This window comes from Mucilaginibacter sp. PPCGB 2223, from assembly GCF_001705515.1.
Lineage (GTDB): Bacteria > Bacteroidota > Bacteroidia > Sphingobacteriales > Sphingobacteriaceae > Mucilaginibacter.
On record NZ_MDJS01000001.1, the window covers coordinates 1,337,055 to 1,363,654 of the forward strand.

Genomic DNA, 26,600 nt, shown 5'->3' on the forward strand with positions numbered 1-26,600 from the left:
ATTTTATAAGATCATAACCAACCAGGAGCGATTTTGATTTAAGAAACACATTATTTCGGCTGCTTTAATGGCCTGCTTACATAGCGGTTAGTCTTTACGTACAAACGGTAGGGCAGCAAGGCGTCTTCGGCGGCATAATCAACACCTACGCGCGGCGCGGCGATGATCTGGTCGTCTGTAAAACCCAATCCCCTATCCTCTATCCAGATCACGTCCCCCTGCAGGTCGAAGCCATTGATCTTCCTGGATATCCCTAAAGCTTTAGCCACCGAACCCGGCCCGGATGTAATTGCCGGTTTGGATGCAGGCATATTGCGGCGCAGTTCGATCACATCGATACCGTCTGTCGGTTCGATGGCCCGCACCAATATAGCATGGGGATCACCTTCCGTTGAAGTGACGATATTGAACATTTCGTGAATACCGTAGCACAGGTAAACGTAAGCTATGCCACCCTGCCGGTGCATCACCTTGGTGCGATTGGTTAAACGGCCGCCAAAAGCGTGAGAAGCTTTATCGACCACGCCGTTATAAGCCTCGGCCTCAACAATGATACCACCTGTAACTATACCATCGATACAGCTCATGAGGTATTTGCCCAACAAATTGCGGGTAATGTGCAGCACATTGCCATGCGTGTAAAAATCAAGCGGTAGTTTCATTATTCAGGATTTTACGGATAGCCGGACTTATTTCGGCCGCGCGGGTAAAAACAAGCATGTGATCGGCGCCGGGTATCACGGTAGCGCTCTTTGCCTTTTTTGCATTAAAGATCAGATCTTTCGAACCGATGAACTGATGGATCGGATAAGGTGCCGGGTCGCCGTTCCAGCCAAGGGCGGCATACATCGCCCAGGTTAAAAAATCGGGGTCGCTGTTTTGCAGCATGGAATAAAAAAGCGGAGCTTCCTTACTCCCCGCAAAAACACCGAACAATGGCCGCAGCAATGGGCCGAGTTTCTTTACAAAACCACCCGTGAAAAGCCTGTATATCGGGAAAGCTCTGAAAAACCCAAAGTACCAGGGCGCTTCGGCCTTTGATTTAATGCTGGAAATAATGATGGCATGTGCCAACTTTACCTGTTTGGCTATTTCGACGGTGAGCATCCCGCCTAAGGAAACACCTATTACCGCATCGCCCTGCCTGATGCCATATTCCCGAATGAGTTTGGTAGCGTAAGTGGTTAAAGTATCGGCCTTCTCGGGTTTGAGCCAAAGCGCCGGAATAACCTCAAAACCACTCAGATCAAGATTACGAAATAATCTTTCGTCGGCGCCAAGCCCGGCTACCAGGAAGACTCTCATTAGAAATTCAGGAGTTTGACTATTTGCCCGAGGTACAGTGCATCGGTTTCGTCGAATTGATCCAGTTCAGCACTATCAACATCCAGCACGCCGGCAACTTCGCCTTTGCTAAAAACAGGCAGCACGATCTCCGACCGCGACAGGGACGAACAGGCGATATGACCCGGAAAGGCATCCACATCGGGCACCACGATGGTTTTAGCTTCGGCCCAGGCGGTGCCGCAAACCCCTTTGCCTTTGGCAATACGGGTACAGGCCACCGGCCCCTGGAAAGGGCCCAAAACCAATTGCCCTTCTTTCACCAGGTAAAATCCTACCCAAAACCAACCAAACTGCTCTTTCAAAGCAGCACAGATGTTAGCCATATTGGCTACCTGGTCGGTTTCGCCAGAAAGCAGGGCTTCAATTTGTGGGATCAATGATTGATATTGCTCCGTTTTGCTTTCGGAGCGGACGATGGTTAAGTCTTCTGCCATAACACAAAAATACAAAAGCTACGGCCAAGCCTTTTCAGGATAAAGTAAAATAATCAACGCCAGGTAATCTTGAAAAATAGATTGGCCAAATTTCACCTATAATCTTTTACTTCGTCGCCATGATCGTCAGCCTCACCATAGTACGTTACCGCAAAGCCCTTGTGCCCTTTGCCTTGCTGGCTATGGCGGTGCACCGCTTACCGCTGCTATTTGCCCACGGCTGTTCTTTTTGGAAGCTGTTGGGCTGCGGGCATAACGGTACTTTCGATTTGCAGCCCGACTGGCAACAGTGGGGACTTTTAGCTGTTTGGGATGACCGGGAGAGTTTCAACAGATTTTATCGTTCGTCCTTCGTATCCCGGTGGTGGAAGGCGCTTGGCCACGAAAGGTGGACCGTACTTTGCGAACCCTTACAAAGCCACGGGAGTTGGGACGGGAAGGAACCTTTCGGCAAGCCGACCGGACAAAATTACGACGGACCGGTTGCCATACTAACGCGGGCTACCATCCGCTTCAGCCGGTTGAAAAATTTCTGGAGCCACGTGGATGAAGTGGCGGGAGTGATGGCTGCATCGCCGGGATATATCACCTCGGTAGGCATCGGCGAAGCACCGGTCTACCGGCAGGCGACTTTTAGCGTCTGGCAAAATCTGGAAGCTGCAAAAGGCTTTGCTTACCGCGATAAAAAACATGCCGAAGTGATCAAAAAAACACGCCAGGAAAACTGGTACAGCGAGGAGCTTTTTGCCCGCTTTAAACCCCTCGAAACCTGGGGTACCATAGGCAGCAAAAACCCATTAAAACAACACCTCAGTTAACCCCATTTTTTACCATGAGAATAGTAGCCGAACTGCCGCATCCCGAGTTTAAAATCACCATCATGAGCATGAACGGAAAATTCATCATCAAGCTGGAGCAGGGCTCGCTCGAACAAATTTATAAGATACCCGAGATGGATCTGACCGATGGGGTGAACAGTGTTTTTGAATTGCTCGACGAGGCTTTTTTGAAAACAGTCGCCGCCCGTTTTATCGAAATGCGCAAGGATTTTAAGGAAAGTTACTACCGTTATAATTATTGATTTAATTTATTGATATAATCATCTAAATATCAATAAGTTAAACACAAAATATCAACTAAACAGAATTTTATTTGGCATTTTTTGAGCATTTTGTCCTTCTTGTTTTACCTATTTAACAAACAGGTTTAAATAAATCAATACAAGATACTGAAAAACAATTATTTATAAATACTTACAAAATTTTATTTTGCCGATATTTTAATTGGCTTTGGAGCCTAAAAGAGCGTTTTTGATGATGCAAGCTATGTATTTACGCCCGCAAATGCAAATAAAAAACGCATACAAAGATTGAGATTTGTGTTAAGGATTTTTACTCTCACGGAAGCGCAAAGACGCTAAGATTGTTGAATTATTTTTTGCGTGTTAGTCCGACGCACAGTGCTTCGACAGGTTCAGCATAACGCCCCTACCCGCCCGACATGACACGCTAACTTGCGAAAGCTGGTTCACAATTTTGATCGAACGAGAAGCTTAAACCTGCGTTTGCATTGCCTGTAGAATGCTAAAACAAATTCAGCATGATGTGTATTTTTGAGCTCTTAAACCGGAGGTAAACGGAGTCAATTTTACGGTCTTTTTCAGGCTCAAAATCGCACCTAAAAACAGCCCTATTTTTGAGGTAAAAGATCGCAATACCAGAAGCCCGAAACGGCAGGTTTTGCATTGCCGGGAGCGCAGGTATCATCGGCATTTTTTGGTGCTGCATACTCTTTAAAAACCCGCTCGCCGGTTACATAATTTATCGGGTTTTTAAAGATCGGCCCTTTGAAACAGTAAGTATGAAACTCGCCGTTCTCGCCGCAAACATCTACGTCGGCAGGAAGGCTTTGGATCAACTCACGCGTGATCTCTTTGCCTGCAAGTTCGCCCAGCCTTTCCTGGGTGCAGGCGATAACCGTACCGAAGCCGAGGCTTAAAAACTCTTCGATAAGCTCGTGTGTATCCCGCTTCCACAGGGGGTATATGCCGGCCATGCCGGCTTCAGCAAGCCGCTCATCGCGGTACTTTTTCAGGTCCTCCAAAAATATATCACCGAAGATGGAATGGGTTATCCCCTCTCCTTTCAGTATATCCAGGTGTGTACGCATGGTGTCGTCGTACTCTTTCATACCCGGCATTTCGGGCAGCCTCACCTGGTATAGCGGGATACCAATTTCTTCGGCCTGACGTATCAGCAGCTCTTCGCGAACGCCGTGCATGCTGATGCGGTTCATAGCGTCGTTTACGGTGGTGACGAGGTATTTGATCTCCAACTCCGGGTCTTGCAGGCAATGGTAAAGCGCAAGGGAGCTATCTTTACCACCGCTCCAATTGAATATGCATTTTTTGGATTCCACTGATTATTATAAGTTGATTACACTGATTTGAGTAACAATTTCACCGGTTTCCCCTTTGGAGGCTTAGCGGGCTATTCAAAATCCTTCCCGCAGTTAAAGCAGTGCCAGTCGGCATCTTTGCCGAATGGTAAGGCATCCGTCATTTTTGAAATTGTGCGAACCAGCCAGTTGGCATCGTTCGGGTCGGATAAGGCGTGGCGCACATTATTCGAGCCACAATAAGGGCAAACGGCGGATGTAGCCTGCGAATCTTCGATAAATTTATCTACCGGCAGCCCCCCGTCATCAGCCAAAACCTCCTTTGCTTTTTCCAGGTCGCGTTTAAATATTTTTACCTTGATACCGCCGGTGGCATTACTGTAAATGGGGTAAACACTCATCATGCTATCGTCGACGACGCAGGGAATGCCGCTATCTTCGAGCCGTGTACGAATGATATGGGCCAGCATAGGATCGTAATACGTGGCGAAAGTTATGATCTCGTCGTCGTTTTGCATAAGTGTATCAGTTGATCTGTTTAAGCGATGCGATGCCCGATTTGTTATTTTGGATATTGGCCGGGTTACCACGGTATTGTATGTCGGACGCACCGCTACTGTTGATGCTGAGTTCGCTCAATACGTTGATCTTGCAATGGCTCAGGCCGCTGCTTTCGATGCGGTATTTGTTCACTACAAAATTAAGGGCGTTCAAAGTGCTGGAGCCGCTTGTTTCCAATTGGTGCGATTGCGCCTGCCCTTCTAAAAAGATGTCCGTAAGCCCGCTGGCTTCGGTTTTTACATGATCCGCATTAAGGCTGAGGTTAATTTTGGTTGCGCCCGACGTATGCAGTTCGAGGTCTTTTACGGTGATCCTCCCATCCGAAAAAACGCTTGTAGCACCGGAGGTTTCAATATATTTCAGCTCTTTTAGACTTATATATACCGTGTATTGCCCCGACGGACAGATGCTGTGGCTATTGTAGATCTTCAGGTTATCGCCGTTAACTTCGGTTTTCACATATTTCATCAGGTTGTCGTCGCCAATGATGGTTACATTATCCACGCTGTCCTGCTTTACCACCACTTTATACCCGCCGGAGAGTTCGAGGCCCGAAAAGTTACCCACGCCGCGGTGTTCGGTGATCAGGCTACCCGAGCCGCGTTTACAGTTAAACCTGCACGACGAAAGGCTTATTAAAGAAACACCGGCAACTACGACAAGCAAAAAGGCAAATATTTTTTTCATGATTTGATTTTATTGGTATTTGACTCCGATTTTAACGTTGAAGTTACAGCTAAGTTACGATAAAAAATAATGGGGCGCCTTTGATCAAAAAGGCGCCCCACATAGTATATGATGGATTTTTAATAGAAGGCTTATTCAAGCACGATCAGGTCGTCTGTTTGAGCAACGGCAGCTATCTCGACCGGTTTTTCAACAGTGCTTTTGCCCGATGTAAGTTTGGCCATGTTCAGGTGAGCCGAAGGGTCGGCAGTAATAACGCTTTCGCCTGCGAAACCACTCAATTTAGCTTTGGCATTACCGTTCAGCACTACCGAAGCGCTGCTGGCATCCAGGTCGAGCTGTGCAGTGGCTTTGTCTTTCAGGTTTAATTTAAAATCGATAGATGACAACTTGCCAAACGATTTGATCACAGCATTATCAGTAGCCGAAATTGAGCGCAGATCGGCAACGGTAACCCAAACCACCAGTTTTTCGGCTTTGTATGATGATATGCGCAGGGTGCCGTTTTGCTCTTGCACTAAAGCGTTTTGGTTGTAGTAGCTGTCGTATACTTTTACTTTGTTAGCCTCGCCGGTTGATACATAAAGCTCAACGTTACCGTTAACTTCGATGTTGGTAAAGTTGTTTACTTCGCTTAAAACGGTTGCGATATTGCTGTTTTTTACAGCGGCTTTTGCTGTGTTACCTAATGATAATATAAATAACAGCACAGTTGCGATAGATAAAGATATAGTTTTCATTTTATTTAACTTTTTGATTTCCAAGATTTTAAACTTCTTTAATTTTTAATACATCCATAAGACCATAAAAAAAATAAAAGGTTACACTTGCTTTTCAAAAAAATTTATATCTTAGTTGATTTTTGCTTTCACAAATCTCACACAGCAGCACAAAATATACGCCTGTTACATTTAAACCTCATTTTCAGGGCCATGTAACAATTGTGTAACTTTTGATATTTTTTGTAATACCCGGCTATCAGGCCATAAAGGATATCATTTGGAGGGAGGTTTCGCCAAGTTTTTGGTTGCCCGAAATGGTGACTTTGTCCATCACATGTTCCGGCCGCAGGCTTTTTGAGAATAATTTCCAGGCGCTATCCGGGTCGATTGCTACGCTTGCAGTTGGGTTTGATAGTTCACCTTTGCCTAATATCCATTTACCATCCGATCGAAACAGATTCCAACTGCCACCAATATTGCCGGTTATGGTCATTTGAATAGTTGTTCCGTTGGCAGCCACTGCATTGCGATAGGTATGCGGTAACGCCATCATCAACGTATCTATAAAAGGGTAAAATAGTTCGCGGGTCATCAGGCCGGGTTTGTTAACGGCATCGCGTATCTGCTGCTGGTGCAGAAACTTTTCGGTGTACTCGCGGGCAATATGCATCCAGTTTTTGCTTTCGCTCTCCCCAGCCCAATCAACCGCGTAGCGGGCTTTGGCCCACATATCTGCCGAGGCGTATATCTTACAGTATAAGGGGCCGGTCAATTCGTGCAGCATCATCAGCAGGTCGGGGCTAACCCTTTTCATGGCTTTTACCCAATCGGCATTCAACTGGTTTAAATAGTTGACCAGGTCCTGCGTTGAGTGTATCGCCGGCGGCGCTTCGCCGGTAAACTCTTGCTGCGACGAGATAACGCGGATGTTAGTATCGAGCAGGTGCGCCACAACATCCTTCACCTTCCATAAACGGGCAACGGTTTGGCATTGCCACTCTTCCGGTGTTAAACCCTTGAGCAGTTCCATCAGCCTGGCATCCAGCACAGGCAATAAATGCACTACATTGATGGGTATAACAGGCTCGTTCTGCATCTTATTATTTTTGTTACAACACAAAATAATCAATTATGATCAAAATTTGATAACTTGAACGCTCTATTATTTCCAAAATGAAGAAATTTTACCTGACCTTATTATTGTTGCCTGCCTTTTTATATAGCCGGGCGCAAACTACTCCAGCCTCAACAACAGCAAAAGGCAATTATCAGCTGGCATCGCGCTTTTCGCCAAAAAAATTACAGAAGCTCGTGTTCAGCACCACTGTCGATCCGCACTGGCTCAAACTATCCAACAAGTTTTGGTATGTGTTTGAGAACAGCGACATTAAACACTGGTACATCGTCGACCCGGTGCTAAAAACAAAGAGCTTAATGTTCGATAACGCCAAACTGGCCGCACAGATCACCCTGATCGTTAAGGACCCGTTCGATGCACAGCACCTGCCTATCGAGAACCTTAAATTTACTAAAGATGAGAAAAGCATCCAGTTTGAGCTGAAGAGCAGTATCGACGTGGTTAAAAAAGACCGCAAGGATAAAAAGGCTGCAGATTCTTTAGAAAAAAAGACCTTCTACTTCACCTATAACCTGCAAAACAATAACCTTACCGAGCTAAAAAACTATGATAAGGTAAAGCCCAAACCCGATTGGGCCTCGATAGCGCCCGATAGCTCGGCCATCCTGTTCTCTAAAAACTACAATTTGTACTGGATGGATAAAGAAAATTATAAAAAAGCCCTTAAAAACGAAGACGATAGCACCATCGTGGAACACCAGTTAACTAAAGACGGCGTAAAATATTACGAGTACGGCGGCGCACGCGAGAACGAACTGAATACGGATGTAGAGAAGAACAAAAAGAAACGTAACCCATCGGACGTATTATGGTCGCCTGACTCGAAACATTTTGTGACTGTGCGCCAGGACTCGCGTAAGGTTAAGGAACTCTGGGTGATCAACAGCATTGCCGAGCCTCGTCCCACCCTCGAAACTTACAAATATGAAATGCCCGGCGAAAAGGAACAGCCGAAAGTAGAGATGGTATTATTCGATTTCGCAGCTAAAACTTCGAAAACTTTAAATACCTCTTTATTTAAAGATCAAACCCTGAGCACCTGGCAGGCGCCCATTCTGCAAAAGAACCGTACCGACGAGTTTGTGCCCACCGTGTGGCTGGGCACTGCAGACAGATTTTTCTTTTACCGTACCGGCCGCGACCTGAAAAAGATCGATGTATGCAGCGTGGATATCAACACCGGTAAGGTAACCGTACAGGTTGAGGAACGAATGAACACTTACGTGGAGATCACCCGCCCGGGGCTGATAAATGGCGGCAAGGAACTGGTTGAATGGAGCGAACGAGACGGCTGGGGGCACTTTTATTTGTACGATGATAAGGGCAATCTGAAAAACCAGATCACTTCCGGCCCATTCCATTGCGATGATATTGTGAAAATAGATGAGAAGAACCGTGTGTTGTACTTTACTGCCGTGGGCCGCGAAGCTAATGAAAACCCCTATTACGTACACTTGTATCGCGTTAACCTGGATGGCAGCGGCATGAGATTACTCGACCCAGGCGATTTTGACCATACGGTTAATGTGAACGACGACGAACAATATTTTGTGGAGACCTATTCGCGGGTGAATACTGCGCCTAAATCTGTTTTGTACAGCACCAACGGCACCAAGCTGATGGATCTGGAAACCACCGACCTGACCGCGCTGATAGCTACCGGTTACAAATTCCCGGAGCCATTTAAGGTAAAGGCTGACGACGGTATAACCGATTTGTACGGGGTTATTTATAAACCCTACGATTTTGATCCAGCCAAAAAATACCCGGTTATTGAATACGTATACCCCGGCCCGCAGACCGAAGCTGTGAACAAAGCCTTTGCCGCCCGCAGCTTTGATTATACCGACCGCCTGGCGCAACTGGGCTTTATTGTGGTAACCGTGGGCAACCGCGGCGGTAACCCCGAACGCTCCAAATGGTATCATAACTTTGGCTATGGTAACCTGCGCGATTACGGCCTGGCTGATAAAAAAGCCGCCGTTGAGCAGTTGTGCGACAAATATCCCTATATGGATATTACCCGCGTGGGCATTACAGGCCACTCGGGCGGCGGTTTTATGAGCACTGCAGCTATCCTGGTTTACCCCGACTTTTTTAAGGTTGCAGTTTCCGAATCGGGCAACCACGATAACGCTGTGTACAACCGCTGGTGGAGCGAGAAACATAACGGTGTGAAAGAGATCGTAACACCAAAAGGCGATACGACATTCCAGTACTCGATAGATAAGAACCCAGAGCTGGCTAAAAACCTGAAAGGCAGATTGCTGCTTTCGACCGGGGATATCGACAATAACGTGCACCCGGCAAATACCATCCGCATGGCTAACGCTTTAATAAAAGCCAATAAACGTTTTGATTTTGTTTTGCTGCCCGGGCAGCGCCATGCCTACGGCGATATGACGGAGTATTTTTTCTGGCAAAAGGCCGATTATTTCTGCAAATGGCTGTTAGGCGATTTCAGCCAGCCGGTAGATATATTGGAAATGGACCGGGAGGTGGAGATGACGGGCAAGAAGAAGTGATTTAGTGAGTGGTGAATTGTGAGTAGTGAATGATGTTAAGATCAATAGCCATCGTTCGTTACTCACCGTTGACTACTCACCACTCACAATTCACCACTTACTATTTTATTTATCATCTTTTGGATATACAAAACCTGTTTGCTCCTCCTTCATTTTTATCGGGCGGACTTCGATACTCGCACTTGGCACAAACGCAAATTCGGGGTTCCTTTTAGCGATAGCTATAGCTTCTTCCAGGCTATCGGCCTTTAAATGATAATAGCCCACCTGCACTTCCTGGTCGGGATCGATGGCGGCAATATTCCAGTCGTTATCACTTTTATTGATCGTAACTCCCTCGCGTACTATCGGTTGTGCAGCAATCAAATTATCATTTGCTTTCAATTCGCCAATGTATACCTCACATTGTTTAACAAAAGCCAAATGATCGGCCGGCGACAATGCTTTCTTTGCATCGCCTTTATTGCGGATGTACAGCATGTATTCTTTTTTCATAGTATAAAGATAAACACATCATTATCAACACCCTACAAATAACACTTAATAATTCGAGTATTAATCCGGTAAAAACAATGCCACGCCAAATAAAATAGCAAGAGTAACTACAACACCTATAACGCCAACCAAAGCTGCGCGCCAACGACTATAGACTGCACCACCGGCATTTACATGTGCTTTTATTTGATTGCCCTGATAATATTGCGTCATCCAATAAGCTATACCACTAAGAATTATAGGGATTACATACCGCGGAACTTTTTCAATGTCTGGCGCAAAGAAAAGCCCCACAAAAAGCATCACTGTAATTGAGCCCGAAATTACCCATGCCCATATTGCCTTATCCTTCTGGCCGAAACTTTTATAATTTTCAGCAATAAAATAACCTGCCACTAATGGGCCGCCTAAAAAAACACCGGTCCATACTGCTTTTTCGCTATATATTTTAGACGTTAGCACAGGTACTTCTATAATACTTTTTTCGTTTGGGTCCATTTTAATTTAAGTTTACTAAATATCGTTATTTCTCTACACATAATACCTCTCCCCGTCAGTTTTGATCTTGCCTGCATCCAGCAACAAGCGGATTACGGCTATACGTTCTTTATCCGAACCCGTAGCTACAGCCTGCATCAATTCGTCTAACGAAAGTGGTTCGCCGGCTAATGCCTGCGCTATTTCGCTGGTGATCTTATCGGTAACGCTGTTGATGTTGAACAGGCGCTTTTCTTCAAGGCAAACATCACATATACCGCATTTATGTGCATTGTGCTCATCAAAGTAACTTAGCAGCATGCGGCTGCGGCAATTAGGCGCTTCGGCATAGTAAAACACAGCTTCCATTTTCTGACGGAATACCTGCTTGCGTTGTTCGATATACGCGCGGTCGATCACCACATCTTTAATATCAAGGCGCTGACTTAAAAAAGTAACTTGTGGTTTATCCGTTTGCGGGATATAGTTGAGCACGTCCATTTTTTGCAATTGCTGCAAACCTTCAATAACCTGTTGTACACTGGCGTTCATGCGCCGGGCCAGGTCGAACTCGCGGATGCTGACATAATTATCAAAAGCGCCGGCATAGCTGCGTAAAATGGTTTTGACAAAGCCGTCCCAGGCAGCGTATTGTATCTGGAATTTGTAGAGCTCTTCATGATCGGCCAAAAACCTGAACCGCGATGGTAAAAACACGCTTTCGGTAAAAGATACGTATTCGTTGCGCTCTAAAAACTTCAGGGCGTTGAGGGTTTTGATGGGATCGAGCTTATAAGTTGCGCAAAAATCGCCGATGTCCAGGTCAAAACTTACGCCTTCACCCGTTCCGTAGGCCAGTTGGTAGTAATTGCCAAGGCTGTGATAAACCTTTTTTATTTCATCGATAGCCGGGAAATTCATTTCGAATTTCTTCTCCAGCTTATACCGGTCGCCATAATTATACAGCAATACCGCGTATGATTTTTGCCCGTCGCGCCCGGCCCGGCCCGCTTCCTGGTAATAGGCTTCCAAACTTTCGGGGATATCCTGGTGGATCACAAAACGCACATCAGGTTTATCGATACCCATCCCGAAGGCGTTGGTGGCGACAATGATGCGGGTTTTATTGTTCTTCCAGTTCTCCTGCTTCAGCGAGCGCACTCCCGCTTCAAGACCGGCATGATAAAAATCGGCCGGGTAACCATGCTGGTTAAGCATTTGCGCTATCCCGACGGTTTCTTTACGGCTGCGTACATATACTATGCCGCTGCCTTTAACGCCCTTGATCACATCGAGCATTTTTTGCAGTTTGTTTTCCTGGTGCTGTACTACATAACTGATATTTTTGCGCTCAAAGCTCTGCCTGAACACGTTACTTTGCTTAAAGCCAAGCTTTTGCTGAATATCTTCGGCGACGTCGGCAGTAGCTGTTGCTGTTAAAGCCAATACAGGCACATTAGGGTGCAACTCGCGCAGATCGGCCAGGTGCAGGTACGGCGGGCGGAAGTCATATCCCCACTGCGAGATGCAATGCGCCTCGTCGACCGCTATCAGGTTCACCTGCATGTGCCTGATGCGTTCTTTAACCAGTTCGGATAACAGCCGCTCGGGCGAGAGATACAGAAACTTCACATCGTTATAAATACAATTGTCGAGCGCTACATCAACCTCGCGTTTGGTCATACCCGATACAATAGACACAGCGTTAATGCCTTTGGCATGCAGGTTTTCAACCTGGTCTTTCATCAGGGCTATCAGCGGCGATATCACCAGGCAAATACCTTCTTTGGCTAAAGCGGGCACCTGGAAACAAACCGATTTGCCGCCACCTGTCGGCAGCAGCGCCAGGGTATCGCGGCCGATCAAAACAGACTGGATGATCTCTTCCTGTAAAGGACGGAACTCCTTATGTTTCCAGTAATGTTCGAGTATTTCCTGTATCGTCATTGCCTGATGGCTGCTTTTGCGGGGTTTAATATCCGAATTAAAATCGAATTGCGGCAGGCCTGTTGTTTACTCTCGTGACATTTGCTTTCGCCCGGTGAAATTAAGGTTAACCTGCTGATAAACTTTAAATTACTTATTGGAATTGACGAACAGGTAATTGTATATTGCGTAAAAAAACAATCCCATGGAACCCCAAAATTACGCTAATCATGCCCGTTATGTCAGAGGCTACCATTTTTTGCTGGGCCTCTTGTTATTTGCCGGCTTACTTATTTCGGCAGTCAACCTGGCCCGCCACTGGAACGTGAAAGGCTTTGTAAGCGCCGCTATGATCGTACTGCTGTATGTTTGCTGCGGTTTGATGTACTGGTACCTGCGCCGTTTCCCGCTTAAGGCACAGGACCGCGCCATACGCGCCGAAGAAAGCCTGCGCTATTATATATTAACAGGTAAAGCTATTGATAAACGACTGACGATGGCCCAGATCATATCGCTGCGTTTTGCATCTGATGAAGAATATATCGATCTGGCCGAAAGGGCAGCCAGCGAGAACCTGTCGCCCAAAGAAATTAAGAAAGCGATCAAAAACTGGAGGGCCGACCATCACAGGGCATAAGTTACCGGCAGCGCTAAACCGCTGCCTTTTTTATTCATCCGGCGGGCGATATTCAAAAGGAAGCAAATCGCCCACCCGTTGTATAGCCATAAAGCCGACCCATTGCAATTTGTCTTCGCAATAGCCATTTTTATCGATATAGCATTTTTTTTGCGTCTGCCACAAGTCGGTTGGGCTGCGTTTATCCCCTTTGTAAATAATGGATATTTTATAAGGCAGGGAGATGTATTTGGCACCTTGCTGATCGGCATGTACAATGCTGTCCACGCTTACCGGATACTGGTCCTGGAAATAAATTTCAAACTCATCATCCCCGAGCGTGTTGTTCCACAGTGACCGGATAAATTGCATCCGAGATCCGGCGTATGCATCTTCACGGTTATATTTTACAATCTTGCGGTTAGCGTCGGTAGCCTGATCTTTAAAAACAAAGTGCCCGTCGTAACTGGTAGTACCGTCGTGCTGCTTAAAATAATCCAGGTAATAGCTGATATGATAACCAAGGCGCTTATTTTCTATTTCGATGGCTTTATCGCAGGATGCTGTTAAGGTACCCGTTTTGCGGCTGTAATTCAGCTCGATATCATCCATATTTATAATTGTACACAATGCCGCATTACGGGTTGTGCCTATAAACTCGCGCAGGAACATCCGCTCCATGGCCTCGCGCGATTTTGAGCTCACGTTAATGGTAATGGTTTTAAGTTCGTTTACTTTGGGTTTCAAATACACCTTAAGCAACTTGTCTGCGCTGTACTCATTGATCACGGCCGACTGATAACCTACACAACTTACAATCAGCGGTATCTTACCTTCGAGCACCTGCAGCCTGAATGCGCCGGTTTTATCGCTGGTGGTGCCGGTTAGCGTACCACCCAGGTAAATGCTGGCATGTGCAATAATACTATCGGTACCCGCACGGTATACTTTCCCGCTGATTACCTGCGCCCCGACACATAAAGGGATATACAACAGGATGACCAGCAGCCATGCCAAACGGCCCGAAAAACTTATTCGGCAAAAAGAATCTGTTGTTTTGATAACCACAAAGTGAAAATTGGTTTTGTATTTGCAATACTAATTTAAAAAAAGGAGGGCAAAATGTTAATCCCGAACAAGCAAATCGTTAAAAGCGTATTGTCGACCGTATTTGTGATGGTAATCATAGGATTGATTATCGTGGTTGGGGCAAAATTGCTTGAGCAGAACATGCACGAACATTTCTTTCTTTAAAAAATGATTGTGTAGTAAGTTCCCCAGTTGCACGAACGGGCAAAAATACGTGCAAGTGTTTCCACATCTATTATTTACTGTTTTTAAGCATAAGGCTATAGTTTATATCAAAATACCGCCCCGTTATGGGCGGTATTTTGATTAATGTCTTACAGAGGGCAATTTTTTAATGATCCCTGTTCATGATATCTTTGACCATGATACCAGTAAGCCGCATCGCCACCTTAGCCGATATACCCTATCTTAATCAACTGATCGCCTTATCAGTAAAAGAGTTGAGTAAGGATTACTACACCCCGCAGCAGGTTGAAAGCTCCATCAAATATATTTTTGGTGTAGATACCCAGTTAATTGCCGACGGTACTTATTATGTTTTAACTGCCGACGACACCATTGCAGCCTGTGGCGGATGGAGTAAGCGCAACACATTATACGGTGGCGATCAGTTTAAGGAAGAGGCCGACCCGCTGCTCGACCCGGCTACAGACGCGGCGCGCATCCGTGCTTTTTTTGTACACCCGGCGTATGCACGCCGCGGCTTAGGTCGTACTATGATCAATATCTGTGAGGAAGCTGCCAGACGTGAGGGCTTTACCAGTTTTGAGCTGGGATCGACACTGCCCGGCGAACCGCTTTACCGGGCGATGGGTTATGAAGCTATCGAGCAACACAACGTACCGATGCCCGATGGTGAGTTTTTGCAGGTGATTAAAATGCGGAAGGCGCCCCAGCCCCTTGAAGGGGGAGTTTAATCTGCAAATGAAAGCCTTAATTATTGCAAAATTGCGCTTTTTTAAGTATATTGTATGGATTGAAATCAAGATGCGAGAATGAAAAGCCAAGACAAAAACATTGAAAAATCTCTTACAATTTCCCCCCATTGTTTAATGATTGAGTTTTGAAAGATTGAATAAAATGATGAAAAATTTCTTACAATTTCCCCCCTTGGCACATTATAAAATTGACAACAGATAGTCAAAAGAAAGTTAAAAATACCGAAGAATACCTATGTGTTGTTTAATAACCATTGTCAAATCGTTAATTTAGCCTGCATCAAACTGCCCTCAATGAGATCATTAGTTTTTATTGCCCTGCTCCTATTTTTCATATCTGCAACTAATGCCCAAACCAAATGGAACGTTGAGAACCCTCCGGGCACATCAAAAAAAATAACCATTACCACCAACGAGGGTACCTGGATGGATGTGGATGTTAGTCCGGACGGTAAAAGCATCGTATTCGACCTGCTGGGCGATATTTATACTATGCCGATTACCGGCGGCAAAGCTACGCTATTAGCGGGCGGCAAAGCCTGGGAGGTGCAGCCGAGGTACAGTCCGGACGGGAAGACGATATCCTATACCAGCGACCGCGACGGCGCCGATAACATCTGGCTGATGAACGCCGACGGTAATAACAAACGTGCATTGACGCACGAGACTTTTCGCCTGCTGAACAATGCCAGCTGGACACCCGACGGGCAATATGTGGTTGCCCGTAAACATTTTACCGGTTTCCGCAGTTTAGGCGCCGGTGAAATGTGGCTCTATAATAAAAACGGCGGCGACGGCCTGCAGCTCACCAAACGCAAAAACGACCAGCAGGATGCCGGCGAGCCCGTGGCTTCGCCCGACGGTAAATACATTTACTGGAGCGAGGATGTTACGCCAGGCCCGTACTTTCAATACAATAAGGATCCCAACGGCGGAATTTATGCCATTAACCGGCTTAACCGCGAAACCGGTGAGACCGAAACCGTGGCATCCGGAGTCGGCGGTGCCTGCCGCCCTCAGCTCTCGCCCGATGGCAAGCTGATGGCTTTTGTAAAACGGGTAAGGCTGAAATCGGTGCTGTACCTGAAAGACCTGGCCACGCAGGAAGAATGGCCGGTTTATGATAACCTGTCGCACGATCAGCAGGAAACCTGGGCCATATTCGGGGTGTACCCCAATTTTTCCTTTACGCCCGACAGTAAAAACGTAGTGTTCTATGCCAAAGGCAAGATATGGAACTTAGGGATCGACAGCCTTAACGTTAAAGAAGTGCCTTTTGAAGCGACGGGCACGCAAACCATCAGCGATGCGCTGCACTTCCCGCAGAAGGTTTTCCAGGATGAATTTACGGTCAAGATGATCCGGCAGCTCACCACTTCACCTGACGGGAAACGAATAGCATTTAACGCCGCAGGTTACATTTATACCAAATACCTGCACCCGGATAGTTTACCGCACCGGATAACCGCTACACCCGACCTTGAGTACGAACCTGCGTTCAGCCCGGATGGCAACTCGCTTACCTATATCGATTGGAGCGACGAACTGAAAGGATCGGTCAATATCATCGATCTGCGCACGCACCTGGTTACCCGCCTCACTACCGATAAAGGCTTTTACTATATGCCTGAGTTTTCGAACAGGGGCGATAAAGTGATCTATGTAAAAGGCCAGGGTAATGATGAGCTGGGTTATTTTTTCGGAAACATGCCGGGCATGTATACCATCCCGGTAACGGGCGGCAAACCGCAATTTATACAAAGCGACGGCATTTACCCGCAATTTTCGCCAGACGATTCGAAGATCTATTACCAAAGTACCGAAGGTAATAAAAAAGCCTTTAAAGTGATGGATGCGGGCGGCGCCAATCAGAAAACCCTGTATACCTCGACCTACGCCACACAGTTTGCGCCGAGCCCGGATGGTAAATGGATGGCATTTACCGAGCTGTTCAATTGTTACCTGACACCGATGGTTAGCACCGGCAGCGCGCAGGATCTTTCGGCGGGGAACAAAGCTATCCCACTTACCAAATTGACGCGAGACGCAGGTACTTACCTGCACTGGGCCAAAGACAGCCAGCACCTGATGTGGACGCTCGGACCGAAATACTTCAGCCGCGATATCCATACCGCTTTCCCTTTTATTGAAGGTGGCCCGGACAAAACACCGCCGGTTGATACGGTTGGCATTGATATAGGCCTGAAACTGAAATCCGATCTGCCGCAAGGCAAAATAGCGTTTAAGAACGCCCGCATTATTACCATGAAGGGCGATGAGGTAATTGAGAATGGTTCGATTGTGATTGAGCAAAATAAAATAACCGCCGTGGGTAAAGCCGCCGAGGTGACCATCCCGGCCGATGCGAAGGTTTACGATGCTGCCGGCAAAACCATTATGCCGGGGATTGTGGATGTGCACGCGCATTTGCATACCAGCCCGGATGGCGTTTCGCCGCAGCAGGACTGGAACTATTTTGCCAACCTGGCCTTTGGCGTAACCACCTCTCACGATCCGTCGAGCAATACCGAGATGGTTTTCAGCCAGAGCGAAATGGTAAAGGCCGGCATCATGACCGGGCCGCGTATTTACTCGACGGGCAGTATCCTGTACGGGGCAGACGGCGATTTCAAAGTGGTGATCAACAGCCTTGACGATGCACGCGCCAACCTGCGCAGGTTAAAGGCTGTTGGCGCATTTTCGGTAAAAAGCTATAACCAGCCACGCCGCGAACAACGCCAGCAAATTATTGCCGCTGCGCGCGAACTGGGTATGGAGGTTGTACCTGAGGGCGGATCGACCTTTTTCACCAACATGAACATGATACTGGACGGGCACACCGGTATTGAGCATAACATTCCGGTTGTGCCGGTTTATAAAGATGTAAAATCGCTTTGGAACGCCAGCAAAACGGGCTATACTCCTACTTTGATTGTAAGCTATGGTACACAATTCGGCGAAAATTACTGGTACGACCGCACTGAGGTTTGGAAGAATGAGCACCTGCTTAACTTTACGCCAAGATCCATTATTGATGCGCGCTCACGTAGGCGAACCACGTCCGAATATGGCGACTATGGCCACATCGAGGTATCAAAAGCGGTAAAACAAATTGCCGATGGCGGCACTAAAGTGAACCTTGGCGCACACGGGCAATTGCAAGGTTTAGGTGCGCATTGGGAGCTATGGATGCTGACGCAGGGCGGTATGTCGCCCATGCAGGCTATACGCTGCGCAACCATCAACGGTGCAAGCTATTTAGGAATGGATAAAGAGATTGGTTCACTTGAAGTAGGCAAACTGGCCGATTTGATCGTGCTGAATGAGAACCCGCTGGAAGATATCCACAATAGTGATAAGATAAAGTTTGTGATGGCTAACGGCCGCCTGTACGATGCCGAATCGATGAACGAGATCGGTAACCGCGATAAGCCAAGGTTACGTTTCTGGTGGCAAATGAACCGTGGCGACGTAGCTAACCTGCCTATCGGCAATCAGCGAACCTGGCTGTACACCGTGCAGGATGGCGACCAATAAAAAAAGCTACAACGAGTGCAGCTATTTGTTCAATATAATAAATCAGTTAAGAGAAGGGACTTGGTGATTGTTACGCTACAGCTAATGCCTGCTGTTTTTTTGCGCGTTGAGCCTTGATATAAATTACAATACGGGTAATAATGAGAGCAGTAATCATACAAATAAGTATTACATCAGTTAATCAATACGCCCGACATCAGGGGATCGGGCAACAATTCTGTTACAAAGATAAGGCGTAAAAGCAATTTTCCTAATAGTTTATAAAATTTATTTTTTCAGCGATTAAACCTTTTAACAATTTCATAGTTGCGTCATTTTAAAAAGCCTGATCAGTTGGTGTTTAATCGTTGACTACCTTTGTACGGTGATAGTTTTACAAATGTTGTGCCTGTAACTAAAAAGAAAAAATGCAAACAGATAAATTAAAGGTTGAGATATGGTCGGATGTGATGTGCCCGTTCTGCTACATCGGAAAAAGGCGTTTTGAGGGCGCTTTGCAACAATTCGAACATAAAAACAATATTGAGGTGGTTTGGAAGAGTTTCCAGCTCGACCCGACGATGAAAAGTGAGCCGGGTAAAAATATCCACGAATATTTAGCCGAGCGGAAAGGATTTTCCCTTGAGCGTTCCATCCAGCTGCATGAGCAGATGACTGCCAATGCTGCCGAGCTTGGCCTCGAATACAATTTTGATCGGGCGGTTATTGCCAACTCATTCAATGCGCACCGCTTTTCGCACCTGGCCAAAACATACGGCTTACAGGATGCTGCCGAAGAAGCATTATTCAGGGCTTATTTTACAGAGGGTAAAGATATCGCCGATCAGGCCACGCTGATTGGTTTGGGTGAACAGATCGGCCTCGATCCTGCCATGGTAAAACAAGTGCTTGAAAGCGACCAGTATGCCGATGATGTGCGGCAGGATATTTATGAGGCACAACAAATAGGTGCCCGCGGCGTACCGTTTTTTGTTTTAGGGGATAAATATGCCGTATCGGGCGCGCAACCTACCGAAACGTTTTTGGGAGCTTTAAACCAAACCTGGAACGAGGTAATGCCTGCCGCTACTGCTATTGACGGACCGGTTTGCGGACCGGGCGGAGATTGCTGAAAGTTTTGAGCCCTGGGTCAGGAGTCTTCAGTCGGCGGAAAGCTGTGGCTGTAATATCCAATCTTTTGTCTTTCTTCTTGACTCCAGACTAAATTCCTTGTGCTATCACAAAACCCGAAGCCCAGGCCCACTGAAAGTTGTAGCCGCCCAGCCAGCCGGTAACATCGACACACTCGCCGCCGAAAAACAAACCGGGTATTTTTTTTGATTCTAAGGTTTTAGACGAAAGCTCATCGGTTGATACCCCGCCGCGCATGACTTCGGCTTTATCGTAACCCTTATCCCCCGCTGGTTTAACCACAAAATGATGAATGAGATTATTGATCGCATCCATATCGGTTTTGGTGAGTGACGCCAGGTTTTTCTCTATCGGTAAAAATTTTGCCAGCGCATCGGCAAACTTGCGGGTGTACAAATTGGCCAGCAAACCGGCCAACGGGCGTTTACCATTGGTTTGGCGCTCGGTTTCAATAATGTCGAGGATGTTATCATGCGGCAGCATATCCAGTTCGATAGTTTCGCCTGGCCGCCAATAGGAGGAGATCTGCAAAATGGCCGGCCCGCTTAAGCCCCAGTGTGTAAACAGGATATTCTCTTCAAAGCTGTTTTTTTCGTTTGATACCCGGCAGAAGATACTGTTGCCCGATAAGGCCTCGTACCAATCCTGGTTTTTACCGGTAATGGTCAGCGGCACCAGCGCCGGTGCCGTTTCGGTAACTTTTAAGCCGAGGTTACGGGCTGTACGCAGGGCAAAATCGGTGGCGCCCATTTTAGCGATGGGCAGGCCACCGGCAGCCATCACCACTTTTGGTGCAAAAAGCCGCTCTTCTCTGCCATAGCGTTCAAATCTGACAGTAAAGCCGCCGTCGGTTTGTTCAACAGCTTTTACATCGGCATCGCACCAGATGGGCTGATCCATATCCAGGCAAAGGCTGGTGAATACCTCAACCACATCTTTAGCTTTATTGCTAACCGGAAAGAGCTGGCCGAGCGTTTTTTCCTGGCCTTCTATGCCGTATGTTTCGAAAAAGATGATGGTATCCTCAACGCTCCACTGCGAAAAAGCCGACTTGCAGAAATGCGGGTTTTGTGAGATAAACTGCTGATCGGTGGCGTACATATTGGTGTAATTACATCTGCCGCCGCCGCTGATCAGTATCTTGGCCCCGGGGCGGTCGTTTTTTTCGAGGATGAGCGTACGTTTACCTAAAAAGCCGGCTTGTACGGCACACATCAGCCCGCAGGCGCCGCCGCCTATAATAATGGCATCAAATTGCGATTGTTTTGTTATTTTTGTAGCCATGGGCGAAGTTGAGCAAATATCAGAATTTGGAAAGATATTGATCTTTTTAATTGCCGGTTTTATTTTGGTTGGGTTCACCTTCTTTTTATCAAAGCTGATTGCGCCCAATAACCCTACGCCCGAAAAACTTACCTCATACGAGTGCGGCGAAGAACCGGAAAGTAATTCGTGGATGCAGTTCAATCCTAAATTCTATGTTATCGCACTCATTTTCCTGTTGTTTGATGTCGAAATGGTGTTTATTTTTCCATGGGCAACGGTATTTGGCAATCATGATATCATCAAAGCCGAACCGCTTTGGGGCTGGTTTAGCCTTGCCGAGATGTTTGTTTTTATCGGCATATTAATTTTAGGGTTGGTGTACGTTTGGGCAAAAGGTGACCTCGACTGGATAAAAGCCAGGCCCATAACCCCTACTGTAGATACCGTTATACCGAAATCATTGTACGATAAGGTAAACCAGCAGCAAGCAGCCTACGAGGTAAAAACTTTTACATTGGAACCGGCCCAACCGGCTTCAATCCCAGCTGCTACTGCCAGTGTTACTGCTACTTCTCCGGAAACTGCCGGTGCCGCTGCTACTACACCTGCTATACGTTTCAAACCTGCATTTAAAAAACCAGCCAATGAGTAACGAAACCATGAACCAGGGTGGCGACGTGATCGTTACCAAACTCGACGACCTGCTCAACTGGGCGCGTTTGTCATCGCTGTGGCCCTTAAGTTTTGGTATTGCCTGCTGTGCGATAGAGATGATGGGCTCGATGGCTTCCACTTACGACCTGGACAGGTTAGGCGTTTTCCCGCGGCCCTCAGCACGCCAGGCCGATGTGATCATCATTGCCGGAACGGTTACTTTTAAAATGGCCGAGCGCATCAAACGCCTGTATGAGCAAATGCCCGAGCCTAAATATGTCATCTCGATGGGATCGTGTTCCAACTGCGGCGGCCCCTACTGGCAGCATGGCTATCATGTGGTAAAAGGCGTCGATCGCATCATCCCTGTAGATATTTATGTACAGGGTTGCCCTCCCCGGCCGGAAGCGCTGATAGGCGGTATCCTGGAACTGCAAAAAAAAATAACCGGCGAAAGTATTTAAAAAGCAAAGCCCGGCTTTATACAAAAACCGGGCTTATAGCTAGAAATATTCTTGCTTACTTCCCAATCATCAGCACATTATCAATCCCGTGGATAACACCCTGCGGATCCGTAATGTCGAATTTCAGGAAGTTAGCTTTGTTCCCTTTAATATCGGTAACCACAAGGGCTTTATCGGCACCAAGCGATAATTTCAAAGGCTGCCCCAACAAGTTTGTGAGCGTGGCCTTCCCTTTGCCCAGGCTGAGCTTTTTAATAATATCGGCTTTGGTAAATTTCCCTTTGATGATATGCGCTTTTAAAACCATGGCCAGTTTTGCCTTGTCGTTTTGCAAACTATCCAGCTTTTCGGGCGCCATGTTGCGAAACAGAACATTGTGCGGGGCGAGCGAAGTATAAGTACCAGCGGTTTTCAGATCGGCCTCTATACCGGCCGAACGCACCAGCGCTGCAAATTTATAATAATCCGACTCGTCGTTAATACCGCTTAAAAGTACCGGGGCCTGAGCAAAACTTTTTTGAGCACATAAACCTCCCGAGGCTGTTACAATAAACAGCATAAATAATAACTTTTTCATTCTTTGTTTTTTAGATCGATGCAACGTTAATAATGCGATTTTGATATCGCTAACGCTAAAATATACAGAAGTTTTACCCGGAGAAGTTTGTAATATGAATATTACCTGCTAAGCATTTTTTTATGCTCTTCGATCACATATTTCATAATAGCCTGCAGGATGTAGGCGTTCCAGTCGTTTAAAAAATTAAAGCTTTTGTTGAGCCTTACGTTTTGTTTATGATGCACAACAAAGTAGGTGCGGTAATTGCTAAGCGCTATCTGCCGCCATGGTATAGTACCGTTTTTCCCCCAGCTGATACCGTCTTCGTGAAAAGTTACGCCCAGCATCTCGAATGGCTGGCGCATGTGCAGCAGTTCGAGGTACATATTAAACTGCCCCGAAAAATAAAAGGTATATAGGTGGCTGATAGTATCCGTCCAGGCCTCTTCGTAAGTTTGCGCCTTCAGGTTATAATAGCTGGTTAAATTAAGCCTGCTAACGGTATTATCGTTAAGCTTCAGTTCGATGATGAATCTCTTGCCTACAGCAAACCAAAGGCCGCGTATCCATTTTGCGCCCAGCCTGATTGCAGCTATGTTTGCAGCAGGGATAAAAATGGATGAATCAAAGCTGAAGGGTTTTTCGATGGTAATACCTTCTGTTTCGAAAATAATGCGCCGTCTTATTTTATTGCCAAATAAGCCGGGTATTTCCAAAATCTGATTCTGCTCAACCATCGTTCTAAAGATATAAAAAAACTCTTTAGTCTCAAATACAGCATATTAAGCGAAAATATTTTTCACTTAAAATTAAACGCCATTGTGTGTAACCGGATGTTGGTTACTGCCCCTGTGCCAGGGTATAACCTCTTTTACCGCCAAAGTTCATCAAAAACTCAACCGAGCAAACTTTGGCGTCCTGCGAAAAATCGGCAGCGATGTGCAATAACTCCCTTTGGGTAACTGTCTTGCCTTCCTTCTTCTCAAAGCGCACCCGGTATTCGTTCACCAGTTCGGTATAGATCGAGCCGGTGGGCCAAACTTGGGTGCCGCGGTTGGATATCATCACCAGGTCGAAGTTGTCGTTATAAGTGAGTTGCTTTTTGGCTATGGCAGCCAATTCGTTCGGTTGCATATCACCGGTCTCCACAAAAATATCTACACCAACCATTTCTTCTTCAATACCTTTGGTAATGGTCAGTTTATTTTTCGACAAGTGAGCCACGTGGCTTTTCATCTCCACGTCAGCGGTAGCTTCAATAGCTCCCTTTGCCGGTACTTTACCTAAGTTGGCAATAATAGCGTCGGCAAATTGCATGGTGTTTGATGCAGGGATGCTCTTATCACCAAAATCGCCGGTATGTACGCCTTGTTCCAAAGTATACAACAGGGCATTTTCAATTTGTGCAGCTTTTGATGAAAAACCTAAGAAACGCAGCATGCCGATACCCGAAAGCAACAAAGCAGTAGGGTTGGCGATACCCTTGCCTGCAATATCAGGCGCGGTACCGTGTACGGCTTCAAAAATGGAGATATTATCACCGATGTTAGCTGACGGCGCAAAGCCTAAGCCCCCTACCAAACCGGCGCACAGGTCGGATACGATATCGCCCTGCAGGTTGGTCAGCACAATGGCTTCGAACATTTCGGGTTTCGAAACCAGTTTCATACACAGGTCGTCAACAATGATATCTGATGCTTCGATATCCGGGTATTCTTTGGCTATCTCCTGGAAAACTTCCAGAAACATACCGTCGGTCAGCTTCATGATATTGGCTTTGTGCGCGCAGGCCAGCTTTTTTAAACCTTTACGCTGCGCCATCTCAAAAGCGTAACGGATAACCTGCGCCGAACCAGGGCGGGTAATGATACGGCGCCCTACGGCAACATCATAAGTCAGCAAGTGCTCGATGCCTCCGTAAGTATCTTCGATATTTTCGCGGATGATGGTGATATTGATCGGGATACCCGCTTTCGAGAAAACGGTATTTACACCGTTCAGGCTGCGGAAATCGCGCTGGTTGGCATAAGTGTTCCAAACCTTGCGGGCAGTTACGTTTATACTTTTTACACCTTTACCTTTTGGGGTCTCCATTGGCCCTTTAAACAGGATACCGTATTTTTCGATAGCTTCCTTTGCAGCAGCGGTCATCCCGGTTGAGTGACCTGCATCGAAAAGCGATTTCCCCATTTCAACAAATTCGTATTCCAGTTGTACATCGTTGGCATTAAAAATTTTAAGTACGGCGTCCATAATTTCCGGGCCAATACCATCGCCCTGTGCTACTGCTATTTTTGTCTTCATGAAGGTGTGTATTACGGTTAAAACGCTGCAAATATACGGCTTAAATAGCTTATTACGAACCCTGTTCGCAAAATTGCTTAGTCATTCTGAAACTTTTCGTAAACTTGCACTATAAAATGAAAGCGTTTTACGGAGACCTTAAACTGGGCATTTTAGGCGGCGGCCAGCTTGGCCGTATGTTCATCCAGCAAGCCATCAATTATAATGTTAACATCAAGGTGCTCGACCCCGACCGCGAAGCGCCATGCCGCAAACTGTGCAACGAGTTTGTAATCGGTTCGCTTAGCGATTATGAAACCGTTTACAACTTTGGTAAGCGTGTTGACCTGCTTACAATTGAGATTGAGAAAGTGAATGTGGATGCCCTCGACCAGTTGGAACGCGAGGGTGTTTTGGTTTATCCGCAACCAAGGGTTATCCGCCTGATACAGGATAAAGGTTTGCAAAAGCAGTTTTTAAAAGAGAATGATATCCCGACCGCACCCTTCAGGCTCATCTCATCTGCACAAGAATTACCGGAAAGCGGGTTTACTTATCCATATATCCAAAAGCTGCGCCGCGATGGTTACGACGGCCGGGGGGTTTATAAAGTAAAGGATGAAGCCGGATTAGCCAATGCCTTTACCGAGCCAAGCATCATTGAAGAAATGGTCGATTTTGAAAAAGAGATATCGGTTATTGTTGCCCGTAACGACAAAGGTGAGGTAAGTACCTTCCCGGTGGTAGAGATGGAATTTAACCCGCATGCAAACCTGGTGGAGTTTTTAATATCGCCCTCTACCCTTCCTGCCGAAATACAGAACGAAGCCGAAGACATCGCTAAAAAGGTAGCCGAAAGCTTAAAAATAGTCGGCTTATTAGCTGTGGAGATGTTTTTAACCAGAGACGGCAAGATACTGGTGAACGAAGTTGCCCCGCGCCCGCATAACAGCGGCCATCAAAGCATTGAGGGTAACGTAGTTTCGCAATTTGAGCAACACCTGCGTGCGATATTTAACCAGCCTTTGGGCGATACCAGCACACTGAACCATGCCGTAATGATCAACTTACTGGGCGAACCTGGCTACGAAGGACCGGCGCAATACCAGGGCCTCGAAGAAATATTGAAATGCAGCGGCGTTTATGTACATTTATATGGCAAGGCTTTAACCAAGCCATTCCGAAAAATGGGACATGTGACAATAGTGGATGCAGACAGGGAAAAGGCTATTGAAAAAGCACGGTTTGTACAGCAAACGCTGAAGGTTATCAGTTAGTCAGAAAGTCCGGAAGACCGGAAGTCGGAAAGATTTTCCCTATATAGATTAAGTATACTTCCGGACTTATCGGACTT

26 protein-coding genes are annotated in these 26,600 nt (G+C 46.5%); 10 read left to right on the top strand and 16 right to left on the bottom strand.

Features of this window, described 5'->3' with window-relative positions; genetic code table 11:
* Positions 1-50: 50 nt before the first annotated feature.
* The 3 genes from BEL04_RS05740 to BEL04_RS05750 are packed head-to-tail and all read right to left on the bottom strand — an operon-like array spanning position 51 to position 1,781.
* Positions 51-662 carry a DNA-3-methyladenine glycosylase gene (locus tag BEL04_RS05740; RefSeq protein WP_066001156.1) on the bottom strand — a complete coding sequence of 204 codons (612 nt, stop codon included), beginning with the start codon at positions 660-662 and terminating at the stop codon, positions 51-53.
* Positions 646-1,305, bottom strand: coding sequence for an alpha/beta hydrolase (locus tag BEL04_RS05745; protein ID WP_066001157.1), 660 nt, complete (start codon positions 1,303-1,305; stop codon positions 646-648). The genes BEL04_RS05740 and BEL04_RS05745 overlap by 17 nt, the downstream gene beginning before the upstream one ends.
* Positions 1,305-1,781: a GAF domain-containing protein gene (locus tag BEL04_RS05750; protein WP_066001158.1), complete on the bottom strand. Its 477-nt coding sequence runs from the start codon at positions 1,779-1,781 to the stop codon at positions 1,305-1,307. The genes BEL04_RS05745 and BEL04_RS05750 overlap by 1 nt, the downstream gene beginning before the upstream one ends.
* Positions 1,782-1,900: 119 nt before the next feature.
* Between BEL04_RS05750 and BEL04_RS05755 the strand changes: the two genes are divergently transcribed.
* Both BEL04_RS05755 and BEL04_RS05760 read left to right on the top strand, forming a co-directional pair.
* The gene (locus tag BEL04_RS05755; RefSeq protein ID WP_066001160.1) at positions 1,901-2,599 is read left to right on the top strand and encodes a DUF3291 domain-containing protein; all 699 of its coding nucleotides are present in this window, start codon (positions 1,901-1,903) and stop codon (positions 2,597-2,599) included.
* Between the two features lie 14 nt (positions 2,600-2,613).
* Entirely contained in the window at positions 2,614-2,862 is a 249-nt protein-coding gene (locus BEL04_RS05760; RefSeq protein ID WP_066001162.1) for a hypothetical protein, read from the top strand.
* Positions 2,863-3,470: 608 nt separating this feature from the next.
* Here the strand turns inward: BEL04_RS05760 and BEL04_RS05765 are convergent.
* The 5 genes from BEL04_RS05765 to BEL04_RS05785 form a co-directional block, all read right to left on the bottom strand.
* Positions 3,471-4,199: a diphthine--ammonia ligase gene (locus BEL04_RS05765; RefSeq protein ID WP_066001165.1), complete on the bottom strand. Its 729-nt coding sequence runs from the start codon at positions 4,197-4,199 to the stop codon at positions 3,471-3,473.
* A gap of 71 nt (positions 4,200-4,270) precedes the next feature.
* Positions 4,271-4,696: a DUF2007 domain-containing protein gene (locus tag BEL04_RS05770; RefSeq protein ID WP_066001172.1), complete on the bottom strand. Its 426-nt coding sequence runs from the start codon at positions 4,694-4,696 to the stop codon at positions 4,271-4,273.
* A 7-nt stretch (positions 4,697-4,703) separates the two neighbouring features.
* Entirely contained in the window at positions 4,704-5,426 is a 723-nt protein-coding gene (locus BEL04_RS05775) for a head GIN domain-containing protein (RefSeq protein ID WP_066001174.1), read from the bottom strand.
* A gap of 131 nt (positions 5,427-5,557) precedes the next feature.
* Positions 5,558-6,166 (bottom strand): GIN domain-containing protein, encoded by a 609-nt coding sequence (locus BEL04_RS05780; protein ID WP_139112927.1) that lies wholly within the window; start codon positions 6,164-6,166, stop codon positions 5,558-5,560.
* Positions 6,167-6,404: 238 nt separating this feature from the next.
* Positions 6,405-7,244, bottom strand: a complete 840-nt coding sequence (locus BEL04_RS05785) for a maleylpyruvate isomerase N-terminal domain-containing protein (RefSeq protein WP_066001181.1) — start codon at positions 7,242-7,244, stop codon at positions 6,405-6,407.
* A gap of 77 nt (positions 7,245-7,321) precedes the next feature.
* Here BEL04_RS05785 and BEL04_RS05790 point away from each other — a divergent pair, with 77 nt between their 5' ends.
* Positions 7,322-9,811, top strand: coding sequence for a DPP IV N-terminal domain-containing protein (locus tag BEL04_RS05790; protein ID WP_066001184.1), 2,490 nt, complete (start codon positions 7,322-7,324; stop codon positions 9,809-9,811).
* A 105-nt stretch (positions 9,812-9,916) separates the two neighbouring features.
* Here BEL04_RS05790 and BEL04_RS05795 read toward each other — a convergent pair whose 3' ends face one another.
* From BEL04_RS05795 to BEL04_RS05805, 3 genes are read right to left on the bottom strand one after another with little or no spacing between them, the layout of a single operon-like run.
* Positions 9,917-10,306 (bottom strand): YciI family protein, encoded by a 390-nt coding sequence (locus BEL04_RS05795; RefSeq protein ID WP_066001188.1) that lies wholly within the window; start codon positions 10,304-10,306, stop codon positions 9,917-9,919.
* A 60-nt stretch (positions 10,307-10,366) separates the two neighbouring features.
* On the bottom strand, positions 10,367-10,804 hold the full coding sequence (locus tag BEL04_RS05800; RefSeq protein WP_066001192.1) for a hypothetical protein: 438 nt from the start codon (positions 10,802-10,804) through the stop codon (positions 10,367-10,369).
* A 33-nt stretch (positions 10,805-10,837) separates the two neighbouring features.
* Positions 10,838-12,730, bottom strand: a complete 1,893-nt coding sequence (locus BEL04_RS05805; RefSeq protein WP_066001194.1) for an ATP-dependent DNA helicase RecQ — start codon at positions 12,728-12,730, stop codon at positions 10,838-10,840.
* A 184-nt stretch (positions 12,731-12,914) separates the two neighbouring features.
* On the opposite strand from BEL04_RS05805, the gene BEL04_RS05810 reads away from it, so the two are divergent.
* Complete coding sequence (locus BEL04_RS05810; protein WP_066001196.1) at positions 12,915-13,346, top strand: DUF6526 family protein; 432 nt, start codon at positions 12,915-12,917, stop codon at positions 13,344-13,346.
* A 30-nt stretch (positions 13,347-13,376) separates the two neighbouring features.
* Here BEL04_RS05810 and BEL04_RS05815 read toward each other — a convergent pair whose 3' ends face one another.
* Positions 13,377-14,393, bottom strand: coding sequence for a carboxypeptidase-like regulatory domain-containing protein (locus tag BEL04_RS05815; protein ID WP_083227776.1), 1,017 nt, complete (start codon positions 14,391-14,393; stop codon positions 13,377-13,379).
* A 383-nt stretch (positions 14,394-14,776) separates the two neighbouring features.
* Between BEL04_RS05815 and BEL04_RS05820 the strand changes: the two genes are divergently transcribed.
* The 3 genes from BEL04_RS05820 (at position 14,777) to BEL04_RS05830 (ending at position 20,001) form a co-directional block, all read left to right on the top strand.
* On the top strand, positions 14,777-15,331 hold the full coding sequence (locus BEL04_RS05820) for a GNAT family N-acetyltransferase (protein ID WP_066003490.1): 555 nt from the start codon (positions 14,777-14,779) through the stop codon (positions 15,329-15,331).
* Between the two features lie 315 nt (positions 15,332-15,646).
* Positions 15,647-18,889, top strand: a complete 3,243-nt coding sequence (locus BEL04_RS05825; protein ID WP_066001198.1) for an amidohydrolase family protein — start codon at positions 15,647-15,649, stop codon at positions 18,887-18,889.
* Between the two features lie 407 nt (positions 18,890-19,296).
* On the top strand, positions 19,297-20,001 hold the full coding sequence (locus BEL04_RS05830; protein WP_066001200.1) for a DsbA family oxidoreductase: 705 nt from the start codon (positions 19,297-19,299) through the stop codon (positions 19,999-20,001).
* An 88-nt stretch (positions 20,002-20,089) separates the two neighbouring features.
* Here BEL04_RS05830 and BEL04_RS05835 read toward each other — a convergent pair whose 3' ends face one another.
* A complete protein-coding gene (locus BEL04_RS05835) occupies positions 20,090-21,304 on the bottom strand; it encodes an NAD(P)/FAD-dependent oxidoreductase (RefSeq protein WP_066001204.1) in 1,215 nt (404 codons plus the stop codon).
* On the opposite strand from BEL04_RS05835, the gene BEL04_RS05840 reads away from it, so the two are divergent.
* Positions 21,303-21,938, top strand: coding sequence for an NADH-quinone oxidoreductase subunit A (locus tag BEL04_RS05840; RefSeq protein WP_066001205.1), 636 nt, complete (start codon positions 21,303-21,305; stop codon positions 21,936-21,938). The genes BEL04_RS05835 and BEL04_RS05840 overlap by 2 nt on opposite strands.
* A complete protein-coding gene (locus tag BEL04_RS05845) occupies positions 21,931-22,404 on the top strand; it encodes an NADH-quinone oxidoreductase subunit B (RefSeq protein ID WP_066001208.1) in 474 nt (157 codons plus the stop codon). The genes BEL04_RS05840 and BEL04_RS05845 overlap by 8 nt, the downstream gene beginning before the upstream one ends.
* A gap of 55 nt (positions 22,405-22,459) precedes the next feature.
* On the opposite strand, the gene BEL04_RS05850 is transcribed toward BEL04_RS05845, so the two are convergent.
* From BEL04_RS05850 to BEL04_RS05860, 3 genes are all read right to left on the bottom strand, one after another.
* Positions 22,460-22,981 (bottom strand): fasciclin domain-containing protein, encoded by a 522-nt coding sequence (locus BEL04_RS05850; protein ID WP_066001210.1) that lies wholly within the window; start codon positions 22,979-22,981, stop codon positions 22,460-22,462.
* A gap of 101 nt (positions 22,982-23,082) precedes the next feature.
* Complete coding sequence (locus BEL04_RS05855; RefSeq protein ID WP_066001213.1) at positions 23,083-23,700, bottom strand: hypothetical protein; 618 nt, start codon at positions 23,698-23,700, stop codon at positions 23,083-23,085.
* A gap of 103 nt (positions 23,701-23,803) precedes the next feature.
* Positions 23,804-25,267 carry an NADP-dependent isocitrate dehydrogenase gene (locus BEL04_RS05860; RefSeq protein WP_066001215.1) on the bottom strand — a complete coding sequence of 488 codons (1,464 nt, stop codon included), beginning with the start codon at positions 25,265-25,267 and terminating at the stop codon, positions 23,804-23,806.
* 116 nt (positions 25,268-25,383) lie between these two features.
* Here BEL04_RS05860 and BEL04_RS05865 point away from each other — a divergent pair, with 116 nt between their 5' ends.
* The gene (locus BEL04_RS05865) at positions 25,384-26,523 is read left to right on the top strand and encodes a 5-(carboxyamino)imidazole ribonucleotide synthase (protein ID WP_066001217.1); all 1,140 of its coding nucleotides are present in this window, start codon (positions 25,384-25,386) and stop codon (positions 26,521-26,523) included.
* Positions 26,524-26,600 lie beyond the last annotated feature (77 nt).